This is a genomic window from Bdellovibrio reynosensis (genome assembly GCF_022814725.1).
Taxonomy (GTDB): domain Bacteria; phylum Bdellovibrionota; class Bdellovibrionia; order Bdellovibrionales; family Bdellovibrionaceae; genus Bdellovibrio; species Bdellovibrio reynosensis.
The window spans coordinates 558,879-584,245 of the sequence record NZ_CP093442.1 but is presented as its reverse complement, the minus strand read 5'-3'; the positions used below and the strand labels follow the sequence as shown (position 1 = coordinate 584,245).

General features: G+C 42.0%; 21 protein-coding genes. 12 read left to right on the top strand and 9 right to left on the bottom strand.

Going from position 1 to position 25,367, the window contains the following annotated elements; genetic code table 11:
- The first annotated feature begins 102 nt into the window (after nucleotides 1-102).
- The 6 genes from sohB to MNR06_RS02635 are packed head-to-tail and all read left to right on the top strand — an operon-like array spanning nucleotide 103 to nucleotide 7,098.
- Nucleotides 103-1,122, top strand: a complete 1,020-nt coding sequence (gene sohB, locus MNR06_RS02660; RefSeq protein ID WP_243538474.1) for a protease SohB — start codon at nucleotides 103-105, stop codon at nucleotides 1,120-1,122.
- Nucleotides 1,123-1,135: 13 nt separating this feature from the next.
- Nucleotides 1,136-2,101: an ABC transporter ATP-binding protein gene (locus tag MNR06_RS02655; RefSeq protein WP_243538473.1), complete on the top strand. Its 966-nt coding sequence runs from the start codon at nucleotides 1,136-1,138 to the stop codon at nucleotides 2,099-2,101.
- A gap of 17 nt (nucleotides 2,102-2,118) precedes the next feature.
- Nucleotides 2,119-3,111 (top strand): ABC transporter ATP-binding protein, encoded by a 993-nt coding sequence (locus tag MNR06_RS02650; protein WP_243538472.1) that lies wholly within the window; start codon nucleotides 2,119-2,121, stop codon nucleotides 3,109-3,111.
- A 24-nt stretch (nucleotides 3,112-3,135) separates the two neighbouring features.
- Nucleotides 3,136-4,830: a peptide ABC transporter substrate-binding protein gene (locus tag MNR06_RS02645; RefSeq protein ID WP_243538471.1), complete on the top strand. Its 1,695-nt coding sequence runs from the start codon at nucleotides 3,136-3,138 to the stop codon at nucleotides 4,828-4,830.
- Nucleotides 4,831-4,890: 60 nt separating this feature from the next.
- Nucleotides 4,891-5,862, top strand: a complete 972-nt coding sequence (locus tag MNR06_RS02640) for an ABC transporter permease (protein WP_243538470.1) — start codon at nucleotides 4,891-4,893, stop codon at nucleotides 5,860-5,862.
- Between the two features lie 15 nt (nucleotides 5,863-5,877).
- Nucleotides 5,878-7,098, top strand: coding sequence for an ABC transporter permease (locus MNR06_RS02635; RefSeq protein ID WP_243538469.1), 1,221 nt, complete (start codon nucleotides 5,878-5,880; stop codon nucleotides 7,096-7,098).
- On the opposite strand, the gene MNR06_RS02630 is transcribed toward MNR06_RS02635, so the two are convergent.
- From MNR06_RS02630 to MNR06_RS02605, 6 genes are all read right to left on the bottom strand, one after another.
- Nucleotides 7,085-7,978, bottom strand: a complete 894-nt coding sequence (locus tag MNR06_RS02630; protein WP_243538468.1) for a TIGR02285 family protein — start codon at nucleotides 7,976-7,978, stop codon at nucleotides 7,085-7,087. The genes MNR06_RS02635 and MNR06_RS02630 overlap by 14 nt on opposite strands.
- Nucleotides 7,979-8,052: 74 nt before the next feature.
- A complete protein-coding gene (locus tag MNR06_RS02625) occupies nucleotides 8,053-9,213 on the bottom strand; it encodes a glycosyltransferase (protein WP_243538467.1) in 1,161 nt (386 codons plus the stop codon).
- Nucleotides 9,210-10,361 (bottom strand): glycosyltransferase family 2 protein, encoded by a 1,152-nt coding sequence (locus MNR06_RS02620; RefSeq protein WP_243538466.1) that lies wholly within the window; start codon nucleotides 10,359-10,361, stop codon nucleotides 9,210-9,212. Before MNR06_RS02620 ends, MNR06_RS02625 begins: the two co-directional genes overlap by 4 nt.
- A complete protein-coding gene (locus MNR06_RS02615; protein ID WP_243538465.1) occupies nucleotides 10,358-11,602 on the bottom strand; it encodes an O-antigen ligase family protein in 1,245 nt (414 codons plus the stop codon). The genes MNR06_RS02620 and MNR06_RS02615 overlap by 4 nt, the downstream gene beginning before the upstream one ends.
- On the bottom strand, nucleotides 11,599-12,342 hold the full coding sequence (locus tag MNR06_RS02610) for a hypothetical protein (RefSeq protein WP_243538464.1): 744 nt from the start codon (nucleotides 12,340-12,342) through the stop codon (nucleotides 11,599-11,601). The genes MNR06_RS02615 and MNR06_RS02610 overlap by 4 nt, the downstream gene beginning before the upstream one ends.
- On the bottom strand, nucleotides 12,339-13,706 hold the full coding sequence (locus tag MNR06_RS02605; RefSeq protein ID WP_243538463.1) for a glycosyltransferase family 4 protein: 1,368 nt from the start codon (nucleotides 13,704-13,706) through the stop codon (nucleotides 12,339-12,341). The genes MNR06_RS02610 and MNR06_RS02605 overlap by 4 nt, the downstream gene beginning before the upstream one ends.
- Here MNR06_RS02605 and MNR06_RS02600 point away from each other — a divergent pair.
- Complete coding sequence (locus tag MNR06_RS02600) at nucleotides 13,651-14,742, top strand: glycosyltransferase family 4 protein (RefSeq protein ID WP_243538462.1); 1,092 nt, start codon at nucleotides 13,651-13,653, stop codon at nucleotides 14,740-14,742. The two genes, MNR06_RS02605 and MNR06_RS02600, sit on opposite strands and share 56 nt — an antisense overlap.
- Nucleotides 14,717-15,622: an XrtA system polysaccharide deacetylase gene (locus MNR06_RS02595; RefSeq protein WP_243538461.1), complete on the top strand. Its 906-nt coding sequence runs from the start codon at nucleotides 14,717-14,719 to the stop codon at nucleotides 15,620-15,622. Before MNR06_RS02600 ends, MNR06_RS02595 begins: the two co-directional genes overlap by 26 nt.
- Here MNR06_RS02595 and MNR06_RS02590 read toward each other — a convergent pair.
- The 3 genes from MNR06_RS02590 to MNR06_RS02580 are packed head-to-tail and all read right to left on the bottom strand — an operon-like array spanning nucleotide 15,608 to nucleotide 19,171.
- Nucleotides 15,608-16,762 (bottom strand): ATP-binding protein, encoded by a 1,155-nt coding sequence (locus MNR06_RS02590; protein ID WP_243538460.1) that lies wholly within the window; start codon nucleotides 16,760-16,762, stop codon nucleotides 15,608-15,610. The two genes, MNR06_RS02595 and MNR06_RS02590, sit on opposite strands and share 15 nt — an antisense overlap.
- A complete protein-coding gene (locus MNR06_RS02585) occupies nucleotides 16,755-18,269 on the bottom strand; it encodes a lipopolysaccharide biosynthesis protein (protein WP_243538458.1) in 1,515 nt (504 codons plus the stop codon). The genes MNR06_RS02590 and MNR06_RS02585 overlap by 8 nt, the downstream gene beginning before the upstream one ends.
- Nucleotides 18,266-19,171, bottom strand: a complete 906-nt coding sequence (locus MNR06_RS02580) for a leucine-rich repeat domain-containing protein (protein WP_243538457.1) — start codon at nucleotides 19,169-19,171, stop codon at nucleotides 18,266-18,268. The genes MNR06_RS02585 and MNR06_RS02580 overlap by 4 nt, the downstream gene beginning before the upstream one ends.
- 208 nt (nucleotides 19,172-19,379) lie before the next feature.
- Here MNR06_RS02580 and MNR06_RS02575 point away from each other — a divergent pair, with 208 nt between their 5' ends.
- The 4 genes from MNR06_RS02575 to MNR06_RS02560 all read left to right on the top strand — a co-directional run bounded on the left by MNR06_RS02575 (nucleotide 19,380) and on the right by MNR06_RS02560 (nucleotide 25,359).
- Complete coding sequence (locus tag MNR06_RS02575) at nucleotides 19,380-20,213, top strand: hypothetical protein (RefSeq protein ID WP_243538456.1); 834 nt, start codon at nucleotides 19,380-19,382, stop codon at nucleotides 20,211-20,213.
- A 184-nt stretch (nucleotides 20,214-20,397) separates the two neighbouring features.
- Entirely contained in the window at nucleotides 20,398-22,080 is a 1,683-nt protein-coding gene (locus MNR06_RS02570; RefSeq protein WP_243538455.1) for a glycoside hydrolase family 44 protein, read from the top strand.
- 57 nt (nucleotides 22,081-22,137) lie between these two features.
- Nucleotides 22,138-23,742 (top strand): hypothetical protein, encoded by a 1,605-nt coding sequence (locus MNR06_RS02565; RefSeq protein WP_243538454.1) that lies wholly within the window; start codon nucleotides 22,138-22,140, stop codon nucleotides 23,740-23,742.
- Nucleotides 23,743-23,769: 27 nt separating this feature from the next.
- Entirely contained in the window at nucleotides 23,770-25,359 is a 1,590-nt protein-coding gene (locus MNR06_RS02560; protein WP_243538453.1) for a glycoside hydrolase family 44 protein, read from the top strand.
- The last annotated feature ends 8 nt before the right edge of the window (nucleotides 25,360-25,367 follow it).

Below are 25,367 nucleotides of genomic sequence, written 5' to 3'. Positions count from 1 at the left end.
AGTCTAACAGGGGTGATTCTTTTTTTTGAGCAAACAAAAAAGATGCTCGACCTTTGGCTAATTCCTGAATAACTTAAAACGTCTTAGCTAGGAGCAAATATTATGGACGCTTTGCAACACATCGGAGTCTTCGCAGCACAAACGTTTATGGTCGTCTTTGCGATCATCGCTATCATTTTAGTCATCGCCATGGTGGCAACTAAAGCTGGACACAAATCAGAAATCCACGTTGAGCTTTTACACAAGCGCTACAAAAACTTCCGCAATCTTTTAAAGTCCCACACTTTAACTAAAAACGAACGTAAAGAGTTAAAGAAGAAATTGAAGGAAGAAAAGAAGAGCCTTGAAACTAAAAGCCGAGATCATGAAAAGAAAATTTATGTGATCGACTTTGAAGGCGATATCAAAGCAAGTGCTGTTACAAACCTTCGGGAAGAAGTGACTGCGGTTTTGACCATTGCCACTCCTCAAGATGAAGTTGTCGTTCGCGTGGAAAGTCCGGGCGGCGTGGTTCACGGTTATGGCCTTGCAGCTTCTCAACTTTTGCGTGTTCGCGAAAAAAATATTCCACTTACAGTGTGCGTGGATAAGGTCGCTGCCAGCGGTGGTTACTTGATGTCTTGTACCGCAAACAAAATTCTTTGCGCCCCTTTTGCCATCGTCGGTTCCATTGGCGTTGTTGCTCAAGTTCCAAATCTTCACCGCGTTTTGAAAAAACACGATGTGGAATATAAAGAATACACAGCCGGAGAGTACAAGCGCACGGTCTCCCTATTGGGCGAGATCACTCCAAAGGGCGAAGAAAAATTTAAAGAACAACTTGAGGATACTCACATTCTATTTAAGAACTTCGTTCACAAATTCCGCCCTAATATGAATATCGCAGAGGTGGCAACCGGCGAATACTGGTACGGTGAACAAGCTATCACTAAAGGCCTCGTGGATGAGATTCGCACCAGCGATGATTACCTTTTAGGACTTTCGGAAAAACATCAAATTGTTAAAGTAAAGTTTGAACATCATGAGAGTTTAAGTGAAAAACTCACAGGAATTATCGGTAAGGCTTTCAAAAAAGGCAGTCTTTCGATATTAGAAGAACTTGAAACAAGACGCTTTCTTTAAAGGAAAACATTAGGTGCAATCTCCAGTACTTGAAGTAAAGAATTTAGAAACTACTTTTCATACCAATGCCGGCCCGGTTCGCGCTGTTAACAACGTCAGCTACCAAATCAACAAAGGCCAAACCTTAGGAATCGTGGGCGAGTCTGGTTGCGGTAAATCCGTTACTTCCTACTCTTTGATGCGCCTGATCGAAAAGCCCGGCAAAATCACGGGCGGACAAGTCCTGTTAAATGGACGCGATATTTTAAAACTTTCTGAGCCTGCCATGGAAGAAGTTCGTGGCGGCGAAATGGCGATGATCTTCCAAGAACCGATGACAGCTTTAAACCCTGTTTTAACCATCGGCTTCCAAATGGATGAACAAATCATGAAGCACAAAAAGTGCTCGCCAAAAGAATCCCGCGAGCGTGCGATTGAAATGCTTCGCTTAGTGGGTATTCCTTCCCCTGAACAACGTTATGAATCTTACCCCCACCAACTTTCAGGTGGTATGAGACAAAGAGCGATGATCGCCATGGCTCTTTCTTGCAATCCTACATTTCTGATTGCCGATGAACCAACGACCGCATTGGACGTAACAATCCAAGCTCAAATCTTGGAACTTGTGCAAAACCTGCAAGAACAATTCAACATGACTGTGCAATTCATTACCCATGACCTGGGTGTGATTTCAGAAATTTCTGACAAAGTGATGGTGATGTACGGCGGTCAAACTTGCGAACAAGCTGACACATCCGAACTATTTTTAAATCCTCGCCATCCCTACACGGCTGCTTTGATTGCTTCCCGTCCAAAATTCGGTGAGCGCGTCAGCCGCTTAACGACCATCGAAGGCAGCGTGCCTGCCCCGTTTGAGTTACCTAAGGGTTGCCCGTTCGTGAATCGCTGTTCACGCGTGAAATCTGAATGCGCAGGAACAAAACCACCACTAGTCGAAGTTAAACCGGGCCATACAGTGGCGTGCTTTAATCCTCTTTAATAGGAACGCGAAAGATTATGAGCGATATCATTCTTGAAGCAAAAAATATTAAGAAGCACTTCCCGATCAAAAAAGGTCTTTTGTTACGTGAAGTAGCAAGCGTTAAAGCCGTTGATGATGTTTCCTTGGTTGTACGTAAAGGTGAAACTCTAGGCCTGGTTGGTGAATCCGGTTGCGGTAAATCTACGCTAGGTAGAACTTTAATCCGCCTTTATGAGCCGACAGCGGGTGGTATTAACTTTGATGGCCAAGATTTTTTAAATCTTAAGGGCGAAGCACTTCGTAAAAAACGTAAAAACATGCAGATGATCTTTCAAGATCCCTATGCCTCTTTGGATCCACGCATGACGGTGGGCCAAATCATCCGCCAACCGATGGATATCCATGATATCGGGACAAACGCAGAACGCACCGCTCGCGTGTTAGAACTGATTGAACTTGTGGGTTTAAGAAAAGCCCACGTGAATCGTTACCCCCATGAATTTTCAGGTGGCCAACGTCAACGTATCAGTATTGCTCGCGCCATTGCTTTAAATCCGGAATTAATTATCTGTGATGAGCCCGTCAGTGCTTTGGACGTTTCGATCCAAGCGCAGATTTTAAACCTGCTTAAAGATCTTCAAGAAAAATTGAAACTAACTTACGTTTTTATTTCCCATGATCTTTCAGTGATCGAGCACACTTGTGATCGTATTGCGGTTATGTATCTAGGAAAGATCGTAGAGATCGCAGACCGCGACGAACTTTTTAAAAATCCAAAACATCCTTATACCCAAGCCTTGATTGGCGCTATTCCTCGCGTAGGTCACGGCAAAAAGAAGATGAAAAAATCTTTAGGCGGAGAGGTCCCAAGTCCGATCAATCCTCCGTCGGGATGTTCGTTTCACACTCGCTGCCCGTACAAGATGGATGTGTGCGTATCGCAAACGCCGGTTCTTGAAGGTGAAGGCAAGCACCAAAAAGCGTGCTGGCTGACCAGCGCCCCTGTTCAAACTCAAAATGGAATTTAGTTTTTCAATAAAGGAGTAGTACGTATGTTGAACAACTTTGCAAAAGGACTGATGGTTGTTGCGGGTTTAGGCCTTGCTTCCCAAGCCATGGCAGCTCCAAGCAATAATGAATTGAAAATCGGGATCTCTCAGGAATTTGAGACTTTGAATCCTCTCATCATGACGATGTCAGCTTCTAGCTACATGCAACGTATGGTGGGCCGCACTCTGGTAGTTATGACTCCAGATGGTAAATGGGTGACTCAACTTGCTAAAGAAATTCCTTCTTTAGATAAAGGCACTGCTAAAATTATTGAAGAAGGCGGCAAAAAGAAAATCGTCGCTAACTGGGAAATCATCGACGCGGCTAAATGGGGCGACGGCAAACCAGTTGTCTGCCAAGACTTCGTGACTGCTCACAAGATTGCTATTTCTCCAAACGTCAGCGTTGGTGAAAAAGAACAATGGACTCAAGTTGAAAAAATCGACATTGATCCAAAAAACCCAAAAAAATGTACTTTCAAATATGACAAAGCAAAATGGGATTTCTATCAATTAGCACAATTCCATCCAGTGCCGACTCACCTTGAAGGTCCTATCTTTGATAAACACGGTAAAGCTAAGGAAGGTTACGAAAAGAACTCTAACTATGTTCGTAACTCAACAAACCCAGGTCTTTACAATGGTCCTTACTTAATCACTGAAGTGAAATTGGGGTCGCACGTTTCTTTTGCACCAAATCCTCATTTCTATGGCAAAAAAACGAACATCCAAAAAATCATCGTAAAAGTAATTCCTAACACAGGAACCATGGAAGCAAATCTTCGCTCTGGCACAATCGATATGATTTCTGCTTTGGGTATGGATTTCGACCAAGCTTTGGCTTTCGATAAAAAAGCAAAAGGTGAAGGTCTTCCATTCAACGTGCACTTCGTGCCTTCAGTGACTTACGAACACATTGATCTTCAGTTGGACAACCCGATCTTGAAAGACGTTCGTGTTCGTAAAGCATTGTTGTATTCAATCAACCGCGAAGACCTTGTGAAGGCGCTTTTTGAGGGCCGTCAACAAGTGGCTTCCCACAATATCTCTCCGAAAGATTCTGCTTGGTATACAGCTGATCCTAAGAAAGTTTCTTTGTACCGCTACTCTAAGCGTGAAGCGACAAAACTGTTGGATGAAGCTGGCTGGAAAATGGGACCAGATGGTTACCGCGTAAAAGACGGCAAAAAACTTTCTTTGGTATTCCAAACGACTGCCGGAAACAAAACCCGCGAAGTGGTTCAGGTTTATTTGCAAAACCAATGGAAACAAGCCGGTATCGAAATTCTTGTTAAGAACGAACCTGCCCGCGTTTTCTTTGGCGATACTATGACAAAACGTAAGTTCGAAGGCATGGCATTGTTTGCATGGGTTTCTTCTCCGGAAAGCTCGCCTCGTTCAACGCTAGCTTCTTCAGCTATTCCAACAAATAAAAACGGTTGGTCTGGTCAAAACTTCACTGGCTGGAAGAATGCAAACGTAGATAAAAACTTGGACGCTTTGGATTTAGAATTCAACGCTGGTAAACGCACACAATTAGTGCATGACATTTTAAAAGAGTACACTACAGACATCCCTGTTTTGCCTCTTTACTACCGTTCGGAAATTTCTGTAACTCCTAAGAATCTTAAGAATTACAAAATGGCCGGACACCAGTTCTACGAGACTAACAATATCGAAGACTGGAACTTGAACTAACGTTCTATTGTAAGTGATTGAGCACTCCAGTTTGACTGGAGTGCGTTTGAAGGAGCCATCATGACTACATTTATTACCCGACGCATTTTGCAGACACTTGCTGTGATAGCTGTGCTGTCTTACGTGTGTTTTTATCTTATGAGCTTAATGCCCGGGGATCCCGTAGACATGATGGTTGCATCAAATCCAAAAATTACAGCTGAAGACGTGGCTCGCTTAAAGTCACTTTATGGCTTGGATCAGCCGGTTTATAAACGTTATGGAAACTGGATTGGTTCCATCGTTCAGGGTGACCTGGGTTACAGTCGTACTTACCGCGTGCCGGTGCAAGAATTGATGGGTCCGCGTTTATGGAATACTTTTATTCTTTCGTTCTTATCTTTAACTTTCTCGATTTTGATCGCTATTCCACTGGGTGTTATTTCGGCGCTTAAGCCAGGAAGTCGTACCGACTATGTGATGAATCTGTTTTCTTTTGCCGGGATTTCAATTCCGTCGTTCTGGCTTGCAATCGTATTGATCATTATTTTTGCGGTGAAGTTCCCGATTTTACCTGCGGGTGGTACACAAACCATCGGTGCTGGTGAAATGGGTTTCTTTGCAGACCTTGCTGACCGCTCGATTTACTTGATCTTACCGGTGTTAAGTCTTTCAATTCAACAGATTGGTCGCTTTTCACGCTTCACACGTTCAGCCATGCTTGAAGCCATGAGAAATGATTTCATCCGTACCGCAAGAGCCAAAGGTCTTTCTCGCAGCACGGTGATCTGGAAACACGGTTTCCGTAATGCGCTTATTCCTTTGATCACGATCCTGGCATTAAGCTTTTCAGGATTATTCTCTGGAGCGATTTTAACTGAAACCGTGTTTGCTTATCAAGGTGTGGGTAAACTTGTTTACGATTCTATCATCGGTAATGACTACAACGTGGCGATGATTTCTTTCGTTATTTCCGTCAGCATGGTTTTGATTATGAACCTAGTTGCAGATATCGCTTACGGATTTGCAGATCCAAGAATCTCTTTTAGCTAAGTATAGGGCATAGATATGAGTTCAAACGAGATCACGATGAATGATTTAGAAATTGATACAGCTGCCCTTTCTGCCAAAGATAGAGCGGAAATTGAAAAAGCCCAACCCATGTGGAAGATGGTGCTGAAGCAATTTATGACCCACAAATTGGCAGTCGTAGGTGCCGGCATCATCACGCTTTTCATGTTGGTTTCGATTTTTGCTTCGCAAATTCAAAGCATCACAGATTTAGATCCAGACAATCAGAACGTGGCAAATCGTTATTTGCCACCAATGACGACGGCGACAGTGGGTCAAGATGTGCGCGAAACGGAAGTTGAAAAATTCATCAATGCTTCCCCGGAAGCGGCTGATAAAATTCAGAAAGCCTTGGTCGAAAAAGGCGTTGTTGCGGTTGCGGAAGCTGATTCTATTTATGAATTGGCGGCGCAAGACGTAAAACAAGCAACGGCTTCCTTGGAAAATTTAAATCTTCCTGAAGCCGGCGAGCTTGTTTCTATTTTCAAGGAATTTGAAACTTTCCACTTATTTGGTACTGACGAATTAGGTCGCGATGTTTTCATCCGGTTGATTTATGGGACTCAAGTTTCCATGGGTGTGGGTGTTCTGGTTGCTATTGCCTCAGCGCTTATTGGTTTGTTGATCGGAAGCCTAGCTGGTTTTTACGGTGGCCTGATTGATACGATGCTAATGCGTGTGACGGATGCTTTATTGTCTTTACCGACAATCCCCGTTCTTATTGTGATGGCGGCGATTGATTTGACGAAACTTCCTTGGCTGAACGCCGTGGTTTCTAGCTCTAATCAAAGTATCTTTAAGATGGTCATCATCCTTTGCTTATTTTCATGGATGACGGTGGCGCGTTTGGTTCGCGGAAGTATTCTTTCAATCCGTGAGCGTGAATTCGTTTTAGCTGCTCGCACCTTAGGCGCTAAAGACAGTACGATCATTGTTCGTCACATGTTCCCGAACGTGATTGCACCAATGCTTGTTTCCATCACTTTGGGTGTTGGCGAATCGATCCTTTTCGAAGCTGCATTAAGCTTTTTGGGTCTTGGTATCATGCCGCCGACGCCAAGTTGGGGAAATATGCTGAACAATGCCCAGGAACTAATTTATCAAGCTCCGTTCCTAGCAATCCTTCCGGGTATTTTGATTTTGTTAACGACGATGAGCTTTAACTATTTGGGCGATGGTCTTCAAGATGCTATCGATCCGAAAGCTATTCGACGTTAATCGTTGACCATGAATGGGCTCTGCGTTCGTAAAATTCGTCCAGAGCCTTCTGATGTTTTTTTAATGCTTCAGGATTAGACCAAGATTCAACAGCCGCATGGTAATCAGACTTTCCCGCATTTTTCTTTAAGACTTCATCGATTCGACTTATCACGTTCCGACCCCAGGCATTTTTTGTACAAGCCACCCAAATGACGGCAGACGGAGAAGTCTCTTTCAATAATTTTGAATGCACAGGCTTTTCTGGTTTGATTCGTTCATTGTACGCTTTAACCACAGATTCATATTCTATAGTATAATCAAAACGTCCCCTTTGAACCATTTTTAGCAGTGGCATATAGCCTTCGGAAGGGTTCAATGCGGTTAAGTTCGACTCTGCCTTCTTGATTAAATCATCAATAACGGGACCATAGGAACGATCATGAATAACAACACCTTTCAGATCCTTACGTGTCGTTAGCTCTTTAAACGACATCACATCGCCTTTAGGCAGAATATCTTTTTTAGCAACCACCGCTAGATATTCATGGGGCGCAATAAACGAAAGGGCCGTGAAATAGGCCCACTTTTCACGCTCGGGAGTTTTTAAAACGGACCCGGCACAGATGTTGCGATTTTGCTTCCAAAGTTCGATCGTTTTAGGGATGTCTGATTGCACATCGATAAATTTATATTCAGAGATATTTTTTTCCAGGATTTTTTTGAGAAGGTCTATTTTACCTTCACCGCCGTTACCTCCCTCAAGGATATAATAGGGCGGCCAGTCTGTAACTCCCCAAGGGATAGATTTCTTACTAGAGTCTTCCGAAGAGTTTTTACTTTGCACTCCGGTTAAGCTCAATAAAAGGACTGCGAAAAAAAGGAGGTATCTTGCTTTCATGCCCAGCCTCTTGCTTACGCACTTTAAGCTTACCTCTTGTTTTCTTAGACTCCCTTATTTTTCGCAATCTTCTGCTAGTTCACACCCAAGTGCAGTGACGTATGTCTAGAAAAAATGCGGGCCTTAGCCTGCCAGGTTTCGTTGCTCTTCAACATCTCAATGGTGTGAGCACTTTTTGCGCTATCGAATTTTCTAAGATTTTTAATGGCTGAGACGAATTCTTTTCCGTCATGGGCTAAAATCAAATGCTCGCTGAACTTCACAACCTCTGGCAGAGGTGTCGCAATCGTAGGCCTTCCCGTGGATAGATATTCTTTTAATTTTAACGGGTTTAAATTTTCTGTCAGTTCACTTCTTACATAAGGCAAGATGAACACATCCATCTCTTTGATCGCATCAGGAAGTGCCCTGTAGCCCACGGGACCATGGAAAATGATATTTTTAAATGCACGAAGTTTTTCTACGTCACACACGACATTACCAATAATGTGTATTTTCACCGCAGGTGACTGGGTGGCAATAGTCTGGATAATGCTTTGATCACTTCTTTCATCTAAAAGTCCAAAGTAGCAGATGTTTAAATTCTCTGAAAACGCCTTTGAACCGATGTTGAAGTGTTCAAAATCAACACCGTGGGTAAGAAGAATGGTTTCTTTTTTACCGTTCGATTTATTATTTTTCAACGACTCTGATGTGGCAAACACGACATCGGCTTTCGAAAGCAATTTAGCTTCCATTGTTTGCACCATTTTATAATCTAGACCCGGCCATAATGAAAACTCATCGACACACACATAAATCTTTAACTTTTCCGCAAACTCCCCGACATAATCACATGCGTTCGGGACCGAAGTCACTGTGATGGGATTTTTAAAACCTTGTTCGCGCAAAACTTTATTAACGGCTCTTTTCACACTCCAAGTATTAAAACTTCTAATTAACTTCCACTGATTAAACGGAATCATTAATGGTGCAACGATCCAAAAATCCTGAGGCACAAGGCGGACTTCGCTGGGTTTTTTAGGCCCAAACCATCCTTTTAACTTTCCATAAATACGCTTAAGATCATAAACCGAAAATCTTGGCGAGCGCAGTCCGATGGTTTCAACCCAGATAATTTTATTTATGCCAAATAAAGGACGTAAAAGATGTTCTAAAGAATGTGGATGGCGGGCGAAGTCCTCGCCAAAAACAATAAGGTCCTGCCCTGTTAAAAGATCGTTTTTCAAGTTCACCGTTGCGCCTTTTTCCAGATGTCCACCGTGGATCTTTGTTTTAAGAAAAATAAAAAACCTTTGGCCGCTGCGAAGTTTACATTGCAATAGTAATAAGGCAGATAAAAAGGTCCCGCTTTTTTTCCGTTTTTATCCAGGACATAACCTATAAGGGCCATAAAATAAAACGCGGTCTGAAGCAAAAAGAAAATCTCATAAAACCAATGCGCCGGGGTCAACATCGCACTGAAGGAATAAATACTTGCTAACAACAACCACATAAAATAGCGCAACGTCTTGTGAATGAAAAACTGAAATCCAAACCAACTGGCAAAAGGCGATAAAAGTTTTTTGTACGCCATGATCACTTGGATCCCACCATAAACCATGCGCGACTTCACATTAAAGTCATCTTTCAAAGTGATCGAAGCTTGTTCCTCTGTGATGGCTTCTTTATCGTAAATAACTCTTTTACCCTGTTCGATAATATTAAAAGTAATCACAAGGTCATCGTTGATAAATTCAGTCGGGACAGTTTGGTAAAGACTTCTTTTAAGCGCAAAGATTTCGCCATCCGCTGTCGGAATGGAACCTAAGTGCGATTCTGCCTGCTTTAAAGCCGATTCATAGTGCCAATATAAATTGTCCCCCAACGAAGCTTTACGGTCCCCATGGGTTAAAACACTTTTACGTCCACACACCCCGCCAACGGATTCGTCAGCAAAATGTCGAACTAATTTTTTAATGGCGTCCGGGCGAAACATTGAATTGGCATCTGAAAATATTAGAACCTCGCCTTGAGCTAAAGCCACAGCACGGTTTAACGCGGCGGTTTTGCCTTTGCGAGGAGCTTCATAAAGTCCAATTACACCCTGTTCAGCGAATTCTTTTACAACAAGCGGTGTGCTGTCAGAAGATCCATCAGAGACAACAATGATTTCTAGTTTATCCTTGGGATAGTCTAACTTTAAATCGTTGCGAATTTTTTCGCGAATGATTTTTTCTTCGTTATAGGCGGCAATAATGAACGAAACAGAAGGATAGATTTCAGCGGTCTTATGCTTTTTAGGAAAAAGTCTTGCCAGACCTAGAACTATCAATCCAAATCCAGCGTAATGAAGGCAAATCGCTGCAAATAACATCCAAAACAAAAACTCTATAAGTATCATCGCAAAACGTCCCTATATGATTTAGCCACAGCCGCTAGCACAAAAAAATGCAGAATAAAAAGGTCTTTGTAGGACATCCCTACACCAAAACCTGAAACAAGAAACACAACGTAAGAGGCAAACAAATAATGTCGAACAGGCCCTGCGCATTTCGAAATTTCCCAGAAACACCAAATAAAAAAACCAGCAAAAGCTGCGAAACCTATCACACCTAGTTCCGCTAAAACATTTAAATAGGTGTTATGAATTTCTAAGGGTCTGACTTCAGACTGAAAGTGCGGATAGTTGGTATTTTGGTAAAAGAAATTCTTTGCCTGATGCATTCCCGCACCGAAGACCGGATGATCCGAAAAAACCTTTAACCCGTTATCGTAGGTCAAAAGTCGATCTAGATTTGATTTGTCTTTGATTTCTGTGAAGCGTTTTGCAACGTCGGTGGCTAAGAAAGCAAATAGTAACGAAACGAAAACCAACGGTGCAACAAGAAGCTTAAACCGGCTTTCTTTAGGGTGATGTGTAATTCTTCGACAGAATAAAACTCCCAGCCCTAGCAACAAGGCTATCAATCCCATTCTAGATTGAGTAATTATAGCACATGCTCCAAGAAACAATGCCGCCGTTAAAAACATCACTCCTTGCGTTGACTTGTGGCGCGAAAAAGCCTGCCAAGCCTGCAATAAGGCTAACGGCAGAGTCATTGAAAAGAAAGTGCATAGAAAATTAGGGTCCCCATGGCGAATATTCAGCAAAGGCCTTAAGTCAAATTCCCTTGCTTCATGCAACACAAGATAACGATAAAGAAAATAAACCCCCAGAATAGAATAAGACAGAACCAGCGAATTCAAAATCAGGTTTCGATACCGCGGCTTAGAAAGAACCAGATAAATTGCCGGACCAAGAAATAAAATTTTAAGTAGGGTTTTATATTCAGGGTCATTAAGAATCAGCAGCTCGCCGCCAGAAAATACCGATGCGAAAAGGGGGGATAGCGCATAAAGGCCAATTAAAAAAACCGGGATGCTTAGACTGTGCGTAAAAGAAAAAGTCTCTTCGCGATTCAACACCTGTTGTAAAACCGTTAAACTTAATGCAGAAACAAATAAAAGTAGTTCTAAACGAATGGACACTAACAACGGCACTTCAAGATGAAGAGTGGTAATAGCAAGCCCCATGTATAGGAGCACCGCCCATACAGGTTTAAAGACTGCGCTGTTATGCAGGCTTAAGGCTTTCAGATTCATCTTTGGTTTTTAAAATAAAATAAAAGAAATTCTAAAAGATACCCAAAGACCACTCCTGCAAGCAGCGCCACGACTACTAATGCTAGTGGCTTAGGCCACACAGGGCGATCACTGACAGCGGGTTCGGAAATAGTCTGAAAAAGGTTTTCCTTTTGTGCCTGATTTACCAGGTGCTCAAATTTTAACTTAACAAGTTTATCTTGGAAGTAAGCTTTTTCGCCGGCATTATTACCAGAGGCTTCGGCCTGCACCTTTGCTAACAATGCTTCATAGTCTTTTTGATCTTTTTCAATGACCAAGAAACGAAGGTTATTGAAAACGTACTTATTCAAGTCTAACGCTAATTCTTGATTCGACGACTTCACTTCGATGATATAGTTGTTTTCATCGCCCCCAGTGTATTGGATCTTGACCATACGTCTAAGAAAATTCATTTGCGAACCGAGCGACTTAAAGCCTTGAACGGCCGCTTTAGCAGGTTCATTTTCTTCAAGAAATTTTTTAAGCATTTCATCAGAAACTAAAGCACTTGAAATGCTAAGACCATCGCGAACCCAAATCCACCGGTTGCGGGATTCCTCAGTTGCGCCATCAGGACTTTCTAATTTCATACGAAAGACAACCGCGCGACTGGACGACTGGTATACCTTTGGCGTTACCAATGAATAAATCAAAGCTACTAGCACGAATGCCAAAGTCGTAAGTACTGTGGTTTTATGTTTCACAAAAAACTGCTTCATAATTTCAATCCTGTCATCTGCAAGGCTTTCATCATATCAATTCGATTTTCATTCTGATTGAACGCGTTCAGCGTCAGTTGTTGGCGCCTCTCTACGGATAAGCACGTAACATTTCTAATTGCCTCTAAAAGATTCTGGCGCTCAAATGTAAAAACACTTTCGCCGTGGGTAAGATCTAAACCTCTGCACCCAAAAGATGTGGATACTAAAGGTAATCCCGCAGCCATATATTCAATCATCTTCACATTCATTCCAGACCCTTCAGTGACTGGATTTAAACCAAAATCACTGGCGGCAAAATAAGGAATTAGATCTTCCACCCGTCCAAGAACTTTGAAATGATCCTCTTCTATTTTTTCTATGCTAACTGTTCCCGCAACAAGAACAAGGACATTTAACTCTTTCAATGCATTTCTATTTTCGGCGCAAAACCTTTTTAGAAACGCGAAGGCTTCACGGTTAGGTTCATAACTTGAACCGGTGAACAAAAATACTTTTTTATTTTCAGCATTCCATTGTTGGCGAACTTGAATACGTAAGGCCGGATCCGTTTGGTATTTAGCTAGGTTTACACCGTTACTAACAATGCTGCTTTTGCTTTTTATTTCTGGAGTTAGATTAAGAAAAACCTCTAAATCCTTTTCGCTACAAAAAAGAACTTTATCTGCTTGAGCTAGTGCTGAAAGCTCTACCCGCTTTACCCAAGATGCTACAAAGGGTGACTTCCAAAGCTCAAATTCAGCGTTATGGGTGTTCAACCATTTTTCTGCTTTTATTTTTTTGAACAGCGGATGAAGAAATGGAAAGTCCAGAACAACAAGTTCTGAATCAGACAAAAGTTTTCTTAATTCCATGGGAATCAAAACTTTTAAAATCCATGTCACCCAAAGAGGCGGCAGATTCAAGCGATAAAATAAAAATTGAACGAATCCAAACAAGGGATTCATGTTCACAAACTCAGTAACACCCGGTTCAACATCTTGCTGAAAACTTTGAGTTTGGTTTAAGTACTGCTCTTTACGGCCCGTCAAAGAATAGATTGAAACATCATAACCAAGCTTCGCCAACGCACGACAAAGATTCGCGCTTCGCAACTGCCCCCCCGACATTGGGGGAAATACTTGAATGGATGATACGAAAACCAGCTTTTTCATTGTGAAAGAGAGGTTTAGTAGAAATCCGAAACACTTGCAAAAAGGTTTGCAGGAAAAGTAAACATTCCTTGGCGAAACACGACGCCATAGAACAACTACAATTACAGGCTTTTTATTTCTAAATAACCAGTTCGTTTGGTAGGTTTGCCGCCTTATGAAAACTTCAAAAAAAGTGTTACATCTCGTCGAATACTTGTATCTAGGAGGCATCGAACGCCTTCTTGAACAGCTCGCATTAAACACGGGTGATGAAGCACAGTTGCACTTTTTTACTTACGAAACTGAAACCCTGGGTGGAATTGGCAAAGCGATCAGCGACAGAGACTTTCCTGTTTTTACTTTCAAAAAAAAATCTGGCCGCGATTGGAATTTAGTCCGCGAACTTATTCGTGTCGTAAAAGAACATCAGATCGACACTATTCACACGCACGATTTCGGCCCCATGGAGTATGCGACTTTATTAAAAGTGCGCTTTCCTCATCTTCGACTCATTCATACTCAGCATACAGTCCACCATTTTCTTGCACGTAAAAGCTATCGCTACTTTTTTCAGGCTGCGAGCTACCTTTACAAATGTATTATTTGTGTTTCTGGACACGTTAAAGATTCTATCATTGGGGGCTGTCCTGCAGTTAATAAAAAGGCGTTAAGGGTTATTCCAAACGGTGTTGATACGAATTTGTTTACTCCAGACAAATCTAAAACTATCACCTTTTCTCCTCTGAAATTAGTCAGTGTCTGCCGAATTTCTTATGAAAAAAATTTGGACTATCTGTTGAACACATGTCGTCTTTTAAAAGAACATCAGATCCCATTTGAATTTCATCACGCGGGCACATCCAAATTACCTTCGACAAAAGCAAACCTTGAAAAGTACGTCACGGACCACGGGCTTGAATCTGAAGTGACCTTCTATGGTTTCATGGAAGATCCGCGCGCTGTATTAGCAAAAGGTGATTTCTTTGTAAGCTCTTCACTGCAAGAAGGTCATCCGGTAGCGGTACTTGAGGCCATGGCGCTTGAAAAGATTTGCATTTGCAGTGATATCGCTCCTCACAAAGAAACAAGTCACGGTGTGATCGAACTTTTCAATTTAGCTAATGAACGTGCGCTGTTTGAACTCTTAAAAAACTTTTCGCAACAAAAACCGGATTTGAATATTTTAATGGGACAAACACGCGATGTCGTCTTAAAAAACTATTCTCTCAAAAAGATGGTGGATGAATATGTTGAACTTTACTTCTAAACCGAAAAATCCGATCGCGCTTAGTTTTGATATTGAAGACTGGTTTACCGTCAGAAATATGCGGGAACTTATTAATGAAAACGAATGGCACAACCAAGAAAATCGCCTGAATATCGGGGTGGATTTCATTCTAGAAGAGCTTGCAAAAAAGAATATTAAAGCCACGTTCTTCGTCTTAGGTTGGATTGCTGATAATTACCCAGAAGTCGTTAGAAGGATCAGTGATCAAGGGCATGAAATTGCTTGTCATGGGTACAATCACACTCCTATCGACTTGTTAACGCCAGAAAGTTTCAAAGAAGACTTAACCAAAGCCCTGACCCACCTTGAAAATGTGACGGGTAAGAAAATCAAAGGATTTCGTGCACCTAGCTTTTCTGTAACTCAAAAAACTTCATGGGCTTTGCCTATCATGAAAGAGTGTGGCTTAGAATACGACAGCAGTATTTTCGTCACTTCCCACCCTGATTATGGGATCCAAGACTTTCCGACAATACAAACAGAAGTGAATGGAATGACTGTTCTTCCGTTAAAAAAGAGTCCTCTATTATTAGGAGCAAATATTCCTGTCTGCGGAGGCGGATACTTTAGAATGCTGCCATATGCGCTGACGAAAGCGGCTCTTAGAAAAGATCTCGAAAAAGGTCCGGCCCTTATGTACTTCCATCCATGGGAGTTCGACCCAGGTCAACCACGAGTGAAACTGCCACCTTTAAAGCGCTTCCGTCATTATGTGGGTTTAAATAGCAATCGTGAAAAGTTCGTTCAATTATTGAATGATTTCGAATTCACAACGATGGAAAATCTGTTGAGATTAAACAGAACTCGCACAGTGGCAGAATACCGTTTCGCGAACACACCAGCTCTAGTTCCTGTCTAGAGCTTCCATCAGGACTTCATCATCTTTAGGAATATCGTGATAACTTTGAGTAAGGTAAGGGCTCTGCGGATCCCTTCTTTTCTCATTGGGAAAAAGTGCGATTGTGAAGGATTTATACAACGGTGCGCCTGAATCATGTGGTTTGAATTGTTTATTTAAACCTTTGTAAAAAGACGCGCACAAATCCTGGGCGCATAAATCAGAATCAAAATGAACAGTGGGGACCGGGCGCGGATTAAGTTCAATCACATAGGCCTCTCCGGTTTTTTGTTCAACTATAAAATCCAAAGATCCAAAACCTGTATAACTTAAATTCTTTGCCACAGTTAGAATGGCCTGGTGAATCTCTTGATTATCAACGCCCACAACAACACTAGATGGACCCGTAGCCCCAGGGTAGGTCTTATGCTTCAGCATCGGATTTGCGGCAAAAACAGCACCATTCTGGGCGCAAAACGGAGCTAAACCCACCTGACCTGAGATGTATTGTTGCAACGACAGACCGTTTTCATCGTCCTTGGGCACGACAAATAGAAGAGTTTTGATGACTCTTTTTATTTTTGTGACAAGCGATACCTTCTGCGTTGATGACAGTGATTTTATAAGTTGTTCTTCGTTATGGACCACTTCCACGCCCGAAGCGCCATAACCAAAGTCATACTTGACCACCAGAGGAAACCCTAAACGTGGTGCTGCGGTTAAAGCTTCCTGCAAATTTTTAACTTCGATATTTTTAGGGACGCGTACGCCCCATTTTGCACACTTTGCAACGAACTTGGATTTACTTAAAAGCACCGAGGGATCTGTATAACCAGGTAAAGAAGAAGTGATTTTCTTTCCTATCAATGGGAATTTCGCTAATGCTTGTAGCGCTAGAAGAGCATCTTCATCGCCGGGGACGACCAAGTCAGGACGTAACCGAAGGATCGATAGGATTATGCCCAGATAGACGACTTTTGAACGAGCATAAGTAAATGTCGGATAAAGCATTCTTCCATTTAGAAAACTTGTTTTAGCAAGATAGCTGTTTTTAGGCGCATAGGCATAGACATCAAATCCCGCGCGCTTCAACCCCCCAGGCAAGCGACTGATGCCAGTCCATTTTTCAGCAAGAGCTACAATCAGAATTTTTTTAACCATTGTAGGCCCTTCCTTTGAGAGGATTTAATTTGTGAACTATCTTAAATACAAACTTTTGCACGTATTCAACTTCTTGGGTCTTAATCAAATTTGTTTTTACCCCTGAAACAAACATCCCTAAGAAATAAAGACTGAAGGAAGCTGCAAGTATCCAGAATGGGTACCATTGATATTCCAAGAAAATATACTTGATCAAAGCTGACAGCACTGTTGATAAAGCCAGCGCCAAAGCCAGATCACGCCATACAAATAAGTTTCTAGCTTTGCTTTGAATAAATCTCGCTCCGATAATAAGTCCCGAGATATTTATAAATGCCACGGCGATGATTTTACCAACCAGTACGGCCATGGGCCCAAACCAATAAGCACCACCGATAATTAATATTAAGCCCATAACCACTCCAAAGACTTTAATCTTAAGAGCGGTGCCGGTATTGGAGGTGGCTCTAAATAAAGGCTCTGGATTTAAACAGGTTACGACCACGTACAGATTAAACAGCATAAAGAACGGAACACTGGCTAGATACTTATCCGAAAAGATGAAGACGATGATTTCTTTAGCAAAGAAGGTCATATAAACCGTGAACGGAATTACGATTAAAAAAAGAGTGCGATTCATCTGGCGCCACGTCTGTGCCGCTTTATCAAAGTCCTTTGATTTCACATTATCAACCAGATCAATATTCACTAATTCGTATAGCGAGGCCCTTACGGAGTTGATCAGGGGATTTTCAAAGCAACCTACTGAATAGTAAGTAAATTGGACGACACTAAAGAACGATGAGACAAATAGATTTTCCATATTCAGAATGTTCTGAATAATGCGAGAGATCCCTAGAGGCACACCAAACCTGGCTTGGGCCTTAAAGAACCCGCCCGCGTCCTTGTAACGCAGGCCTTGCTCTACTTTATGGCTGTGTAGGATAGACAACATCCAAACAAAGCGAAGGACCATTAAGAACACTAGGAAGATCAAAGCCACTGTGATGGAATGAAAGAATAAAAAACCCGACAGGATGGCGACGGACTTTAGAAACTCTGTACCCGCGTCAAGATACAATCTTGCTTTAAAGCGGTTTAAGTTAATTAAAAATCCTTCGACTTGGGCTGAGGAAATAGAAACAACGATTAATAAACCCAGAAGCGGTATGTATTGGGCAAGATCAGGGTTGTTTAGCAGACCAGCAATTTCAACACGATAAATGGAAAGACCTAATGCTAACAGCGAAGTCACGACGAAGTTAAAGATCAGTGCATTGAAGGCATATAAGGAAAAGTTCTTACGATCCCAACGAAGGAAGTAGTTCACCGAATCGTCGAACCCGAAGTTAAGGGCAACCTGCGAAAACCAGAAAATCAGCATCACTTGCTTATAGGTCCCGTAGGTTTCTACTTCTAAGTGGCGCCCCAAATACATGGGAATAAGGAAAGAAAAAATCAAACCAAAGATTCTTGCACCCGCCAAGAATATTAATCTTTCTGGGGATTTACCTTCGTTCTGAATCACGGGCAATCCTTTAGGGTGACTCCACCAATATGGACAGAGTCATTAAGCCCCACATAATGACGACACAATTCAGTGATTTGGTTTTCGTAAAAAGAAATCTCCTCTAAGTTTGGAAGACCTAAAAAAGAATCACGCTCAATCGCAGAGATCTTATTATTATCCAAGGCTAAAGTTTTTAAATTTTCTGTTCTTAAAAACCACGGCTGAACCTTAGAAATTTGATTAAAACGTAAATCCATAAAGATCAGTGAGGGAAGATCTTGAAACGCCCCTACTGCGATTCTTTGAATTTGATTGTGCGAAAGCTTCACTGACGCCAAGCTTGATAGCCTTTTTAAACTGCGAATCTGGGTTAATGAGTTACGCTCAAGGTTCAAACTTCTTAAAGAAGATAACCCCGACAGGCTAGGAATTTCTGAAATCTGATTTTGATTGGCTCGCAACTCAATCAAAGAATTTAATCCTGAAAAACCATCGTCTGAAATCCTGTGCAAACGATTAAAAGAAACATCAAGCACTTCCAAAGAAATTAATCTAGCAAAAACCGGAGCATCAATCGAAGTCAGATGATTGTGATCTAAACGCAGAACTTTTAATTGCGACAGTCCTTGAAAAGCATTTCTGTCGAGAATCTTGATCTGATTTGATTCTAAATTTAGTGACTTTAAAGAGTCTAATCCTGCAAAAACGCCTGGGGGTAATGTATCAATATTTTGATTAGCAACTACAAGACTTTCAAGCGCGCGCATTTTTTGAACGGAAACTTCTTTGCAATTCACCTCTGAAACAGCCTTTACAATAGCAGCGCCAATGACTCCACGATCGCAAATATCAATGCGCACTTCTGCCAACGCAGGAGACAAGATGATTAGAAAAATGAAATGAATAAGCAACTGCTTCAAAAAATTCCTCGGACGTTCAAGAATGGCAGATACTTACATAGCTCGGGCGAAATAGAAAGAGGCAGAATGCGCTTTAAGAAAAATGACTGAGGTGTCTAAACTCTGGACACAGTTTTTAAAAACTTTACAGCTTACATTCAGACCTCTATAAGTCCTCGCCCGAACAAGGTAAATTTCCACAATCAAATCGGATCCTTTGGAGAATGCAGTGAAATACTTAATCTCTCTCGCACTATTAATATTTTCAGTTTCCGCCTCAGCTTCTGTAAACACATCCGCGTTGTCGGCATCCCTGACCAGTGATTTTTCCACTGATAAAATCGCTCTTAGCTACTTCGGATACATCTCAAGTCAGGCTTCAGATGTTAAAGAAGGTGAAGCTAGCATTTATTCTTACAACTTGATTGCCTTAGGATACCGTCTTGATTCCCGCTTCACAGCAGCCCTGCGCCCCACTTTCACTTACGACTCAAAAGGTCTGCGGTACGGCGCGATGATGCCAGCGCAGACGCGTTGGGGCGATTCAAGTATTGACCTTGTGGATCGAAAACCCTTTGATTTCGAATCGGTAAGATCCAAGGCAGTTTATCGTTTTTTATTACACACAGATCCTGCGTGGATAAAAGAAAACACGGTTGGTGGACTTGGCGCGAGCTATGAATTTACAAAACAACTCAGCCCCCATTTTTCTTTCGGATACTTTCCAAAGGCCTTTGTTTTGGTTCAAAGTAAAACATCATATGAAAGCAAACCGACTCAACTTGCACAGCTTGAACAGTGGCTTCGTTTGAATAAATATTTTGGTGATAAGGTTTCGATATCTCAAGGTTTAGGTTTAAAGAACATGTTCTATAATGCGCAGACTTCTGAACAAGAAAAGCGCACCGATTTTTCGACTCTTGAAACTCTTGTGAACTTAGATATTGGAGACCATGGAACCGTATCGTTGGGAATCACCCAAGAGCATCCTTTTGCAAAATCATTGCAGCTCTATAAGGATTCCGAATCAGCTTACGTCTTAACAACTTGTTTTTGGTTGTAATTAATTAGCTCACTGCAGTTTCACGGACTTTTAATAGGGGCCGTGAAATTTCTTCATACATTGTTTATCAATTGTTAATTTTTTGTAAATTCTTTTTCGTCCTTGCCCTTCTCTTCGGCCCCCTCTATTAATCCGGCGCTAATTGTAAAAAAATTTTTACCAAAATTTTATCTAGGACGTTTTTGTGAAAAGTACTTTTGCGCTCAAAGGGTCGATCTTTGCCTGCATTCTTTTATCCTCAACTCTAGCGTGTTGCGCTGGGGTCGATCGCACGCAACAACCCTACAATACGACTGAAAATAAAGCCGTCACTGGGAAAGTGACCATCGACCTAGGAACAAAAGGGCAGACAATCGACCGCTCTTTCTATGGATCTCACTTAGACTCTTTTTCAAAACTTCCCTCACCGGCATTGGTTTCTGAATTAGGTATCGGGGCCATCCGTATCGGCGGAAACGAGTACGATGTATTCAACTGGAAAAACAATCTTACTTACACAAAACACGGCGTAAAAAACATCCTAGGAATTCCAGCAATCGTCACTGCCTTGAACACTTACAAAGTGACAGGCATCTATCAAATCAACCTTCATGGCTATCAGCCAGAAATTTCAAACGACTCAGTCAGCATTAAGTCCGTTGGCTTGAAAAAATCTTTCACGGCAGAATCTGCCTACGAATTAATTAAAACCCTGAATGGCGACTTGAATCTGGGCCTAGTGAACTTCAGCTTAGGCAATGAGTTTGAACAGTGGCATGAAACCCACGCTCACACTAAAGAGTTCCCTGAAGATAGTGGGATTTCTGCTGATGAATACATCGCAAGGTATATTGAATATGCTGTTGCTATTCGCCAGGCTCAGGAAGAAGTAAATGGCAATCCAAACAGCATTAAAATCTGGGGCCCTGAAATTTCCGCTTCTTGGTTAGACTGGAATACCGGCAACTTCACAACCGACTGCGAATATCACCATACCATCAGAGGCCAAGTGACTTGTTCGTATGGCGATGGCGCATTTACTCATTTCATCCCTTATTTCTTAAATCGCCTTGCAAAGGCTGAAAAAGATAAATCGATCAATCCGAAGGGCTATAAACTTTTAGATTATTTCGCTTTCCATTACTACCCGATGTTCAGACAAGATAATAAAAACCTTGATTCCATCATCAAAGAAGCTGACGGTCTTCAAGCTGTTACAAAAATGCTAGAGGCAACACGCGTTCTGCATGACCCGAACTATGTAAACACCATCGACAGAAGTTCCTATAGAAATGTAAGCCCTAACATCATCCCAAGAATGAAGAGTTGGCTTAAGTCGTATTATCCAAATGCGAAACTTGCGATCAATGAATTCGCAGTGGATTCTGATTACAGAACGACTCACTATCATCCTATCGTTCGTCCACTGTATATTGCGGACTCTGTTGCAATCGCAGCTAAAGAGGGCGTTGCCTTCTTTAATAACTTTATTCTAAATAGCGCTGGTGGAAGCAACATTCCTTGGTCCATGATCGAAGGTGGAAACAAAACGACGATCTTTCACACCTATTCTTTAATCAGCAATAACTTCAAAGGAACGGTTGTGGCTGCTGAAGATAACTTGGCAGACAAAGTCAATTCTTACGCTACAGAAACCGCTACAGATGTGAACTTGCTTTTGATCAACAAAACGCCGGTAACGCAAACAGTGCAAATCTATCTCAAAAACGGAACAGCTAAAAAGCTTGCTTCTTATGATGTGCCAGGCTGGTCTACTTCCATTCTTAAGCTGAAAAAATCCCCAGGATTTTTGGATCGCAATTTCGAAGTGATCACATACGGCGCTAAAGAAATGGGAATCGCACTAGATAAGAACTATCTGAAATAGTGCTGCATTAATTTTTAATTTTATTTTGAACAACAACAACGAAAGACTGGAACATTTATGAAAATAACATCGATCCTGTTCCTTTGCTTAGGAATGATTTCATTCTCTAAAGCACATGCGAACGACAGCTACTCTAACGGTTACGGCTGGAGTTTGAACTACGACTGGCTTAATCAAATCGTAAACAGAACCCCAGTTGCTGCGGGTCACTGCCCTACTTTAGGTGTTGACGTTTACGGCGGCGGCTACAAAGTCTCTGTACAAACGAGCTTCTACGGAAGCGTTTCTGGATCCATTTCAAAATGGTTCCCTAAAGAAGAAATCTGGTCTTCTTTAGCGATCGGTCCGATGGTGAATAAATTCGGTATCATTTCAAGTACTGTGAATAAACGTGCTGAAATTGCAAAAATTGAAGCAAGAAAATTACCTCTGACTGCGGCACGTTTGGCTGAGTGGGCTGTGAAGGATTCCGCTTATTGGGAGTCCCAAGGTGGAGTTTCTTTCTATCTTGGTTCTGGTATTGACCCCGTTCACGTGGGCGCGTTTGGTGTGGTTTCTGGTGGTTGGGCTAACTACCTAGAAAAAACGGGTGCAAACGCTGTTTATGTTGAAAGATCAAAAAAATATATCAAAAGCATCAGTTTGGGCGCCGGAATCTTCTACGCTTCTGCTGCTATCGAAGCTGCCTATGAATCTGGCAACGGTTTCAACTATGAATTCAAATTAGATACGCCTGAAAACCAAGAAGCTTTCGAACGCTTCATGGCGGGTGATACGACTCTTGCTTACCAACTTTCTAAAACCCCAAATTCGGGTGTTACGAAATACGCTGACACTTCTATGTACAAGTTTAGTAAGTCTGCGGGCTTAAGCATTTCTACTCCGTACATTCCGGTTATTTCTTTAAAAACTTCTACGGGTAAAGACTATAACCACGAAGAAGAAATTTCTGTGTGGGATGAATCCATCGTTAAAGACTATGGCGTTTACACTAAGAAAAGCTCTAGCCGTTTATTGGGACTTCACGCAAACAAAGCGACTTCATTCAAAGGTGGCATTACTAAGACTGAAATCGGCGCGACAAACCAAGTTGAAAATAAACTGTATGGTCAATTCAAATTCGCTTACCAATCTGACTGGGGTCAAGAAGGTCGTCTAGGTTCGCAAGTTGAACATGCTCTGCGTATTTCGGGCTTGGCCAACGAACCTGAAACGTGCGTTTACGTGCCGAAACTTAAAAAGACTCTTGGTTATAACCAGGTTATTCTTGCAGTTAACTATGACGACAAATTCATGCGCGAAATCTTAGGCATGGGCGCTACAGGCAGCTATCTTTTAAGAGACATCGAAACAAGAGCTCATGCATTGAACAACCAACTTGGTTGCGACGGCGTTTGTTCTTCGGTTGACGGTGCTTTTGATACAATCAGAAAAAACGTTCGTTTGATGAGAGATTCAATGGGCGTTAACGGAAGTGACTTCTCTCGCGGTATGGCGAACTTCGGTAAAGCTGTTTGGTCTAATCCAAACGTCTTCAGAGCTTTCTTTGAGCGCGGAAAACGTTGCGGTGTTGAATTAAGCTTTGAAGTTTCCGGCCAACGTCTGACTCGTTTCCATAAGGCAAAAAAATACAACTATAACGACTCTTGTGTTCTCAACTAAGCTCTCAACTAAGAAAGGCAAATAGAAATGAAACATACAATTGCATTATTGATTTCTTTGTTCGCAGTTCTATCATCAGCTCATGCTCAAGTTTCGGTCGCTTTAGATGGGCAAATCACAGTTGATGCAACAGCTACTAATGGCGTTGTGATTAAAAAGGAATTTTACGGCGCGGATACAAACGGTTTTGCCAAACTTCCAGCTTCTGAACACGTAACACCTCTTCACTTAGGTTACGTAAAATTCGGCGGGAATCTTCACTCTGTATTCAACTGGAAATTGAATCGTTATATCGACTCTAAAGGTCGTATTCACGAAATCGAATCTCCGTTTGATTCACGTATTTCATTTGCTAAGAATTCATACAACGCAACACCAATGGTTCAAGTTAATATGTTGGGCTGGCAGCCGGACTATGACTCTAACGGCAATCTTGTTGGTATGGAAACAGCGACTGCTGCCCACGCAGCGGCGGAACTTCAGTTCCTTAATGCAACACGCGGCTTAGGCATCAAACACATCGTTATGGGCAATGAGCCTTTCGATGCGGATTTGACTCACAAAGTGGCAATTCCATCTGCGGATGAATATATCGCTAAATACATCGAGTACGCGGTGGCTTTGCGTGATGCTCAAAGCGCTATCAGTGGCAACCCGAACGATGTTAAATTGTGGGGTCCAGAGATCGCAACAGGTTGGACAGGTTGGCAAACCAATCATCCTTCAGACTGCGCTAAAGCTCCAGTCCCGGGTGGCGTGACTTGCTCTTACGGCAATGGTCAGTTCAGCGAATTTATTCCTTACTTCTTATTCAAAATCGCTTCATTTGAAAACGACAGAACTTTAAATCCAAAAGGTTATAAGCTTCTTGATGTTTTAACATGGCATTACTACCCACTTTTCAGAAATCAATTTAACGACAAGAAAAGCATCATCAATACACCTGCGGGCGTACAAAACGTGGCGGGCATGCTTGAGTCAGTTAATCTTTGGACAGATGTGAACTACATCAATAAGTATGACTCTGCCTCACCAAAAAATGTAGCTCCAAGCATCGTACCTAAATACCACGCTTGGAAAAACGCTTACTATCCAAATGTGAAATTAGCATGCACTGAATTTGGTATCGATTCCATCAATGATATCGGTTATCACCCTATCGTTCGTCCCTTGTATCTTGCGGATCTTATTGCTCGTATCGGTGAAACTGGCGTGAATACATTCGTGAATTCATTCCTTCAAGGTTTCCATAGCAATGACTCTTGGGCGATGATCAACGACGGAAAAAGAACAAATCTTTACCGCATCTTTAGCATGTTCTCTAATAACTATCTTGGACAGGTTATCCAATCTAACGATAATTATGGTGATCATGTGAATGTGTACTCTGTGAAAACAGCTCAAGGCACGAACGTGATGCTAGTTAATAAAGACGTTGTAGCTCATACTCCAGCGCTTACTTTGGTAACTCGCGCTGGTCAACGTGGCTTGGCTCTGAATCTGCCGGCTTGGTCTTTGACTGTGGCAAGTATTCCTGACAACGGTGGCGCACCGACTATTCAAACTTTCGGCGCTGCTGAAATGAATATTCCCGTATCGCCTGAATACGGGAATTAATAACCGAC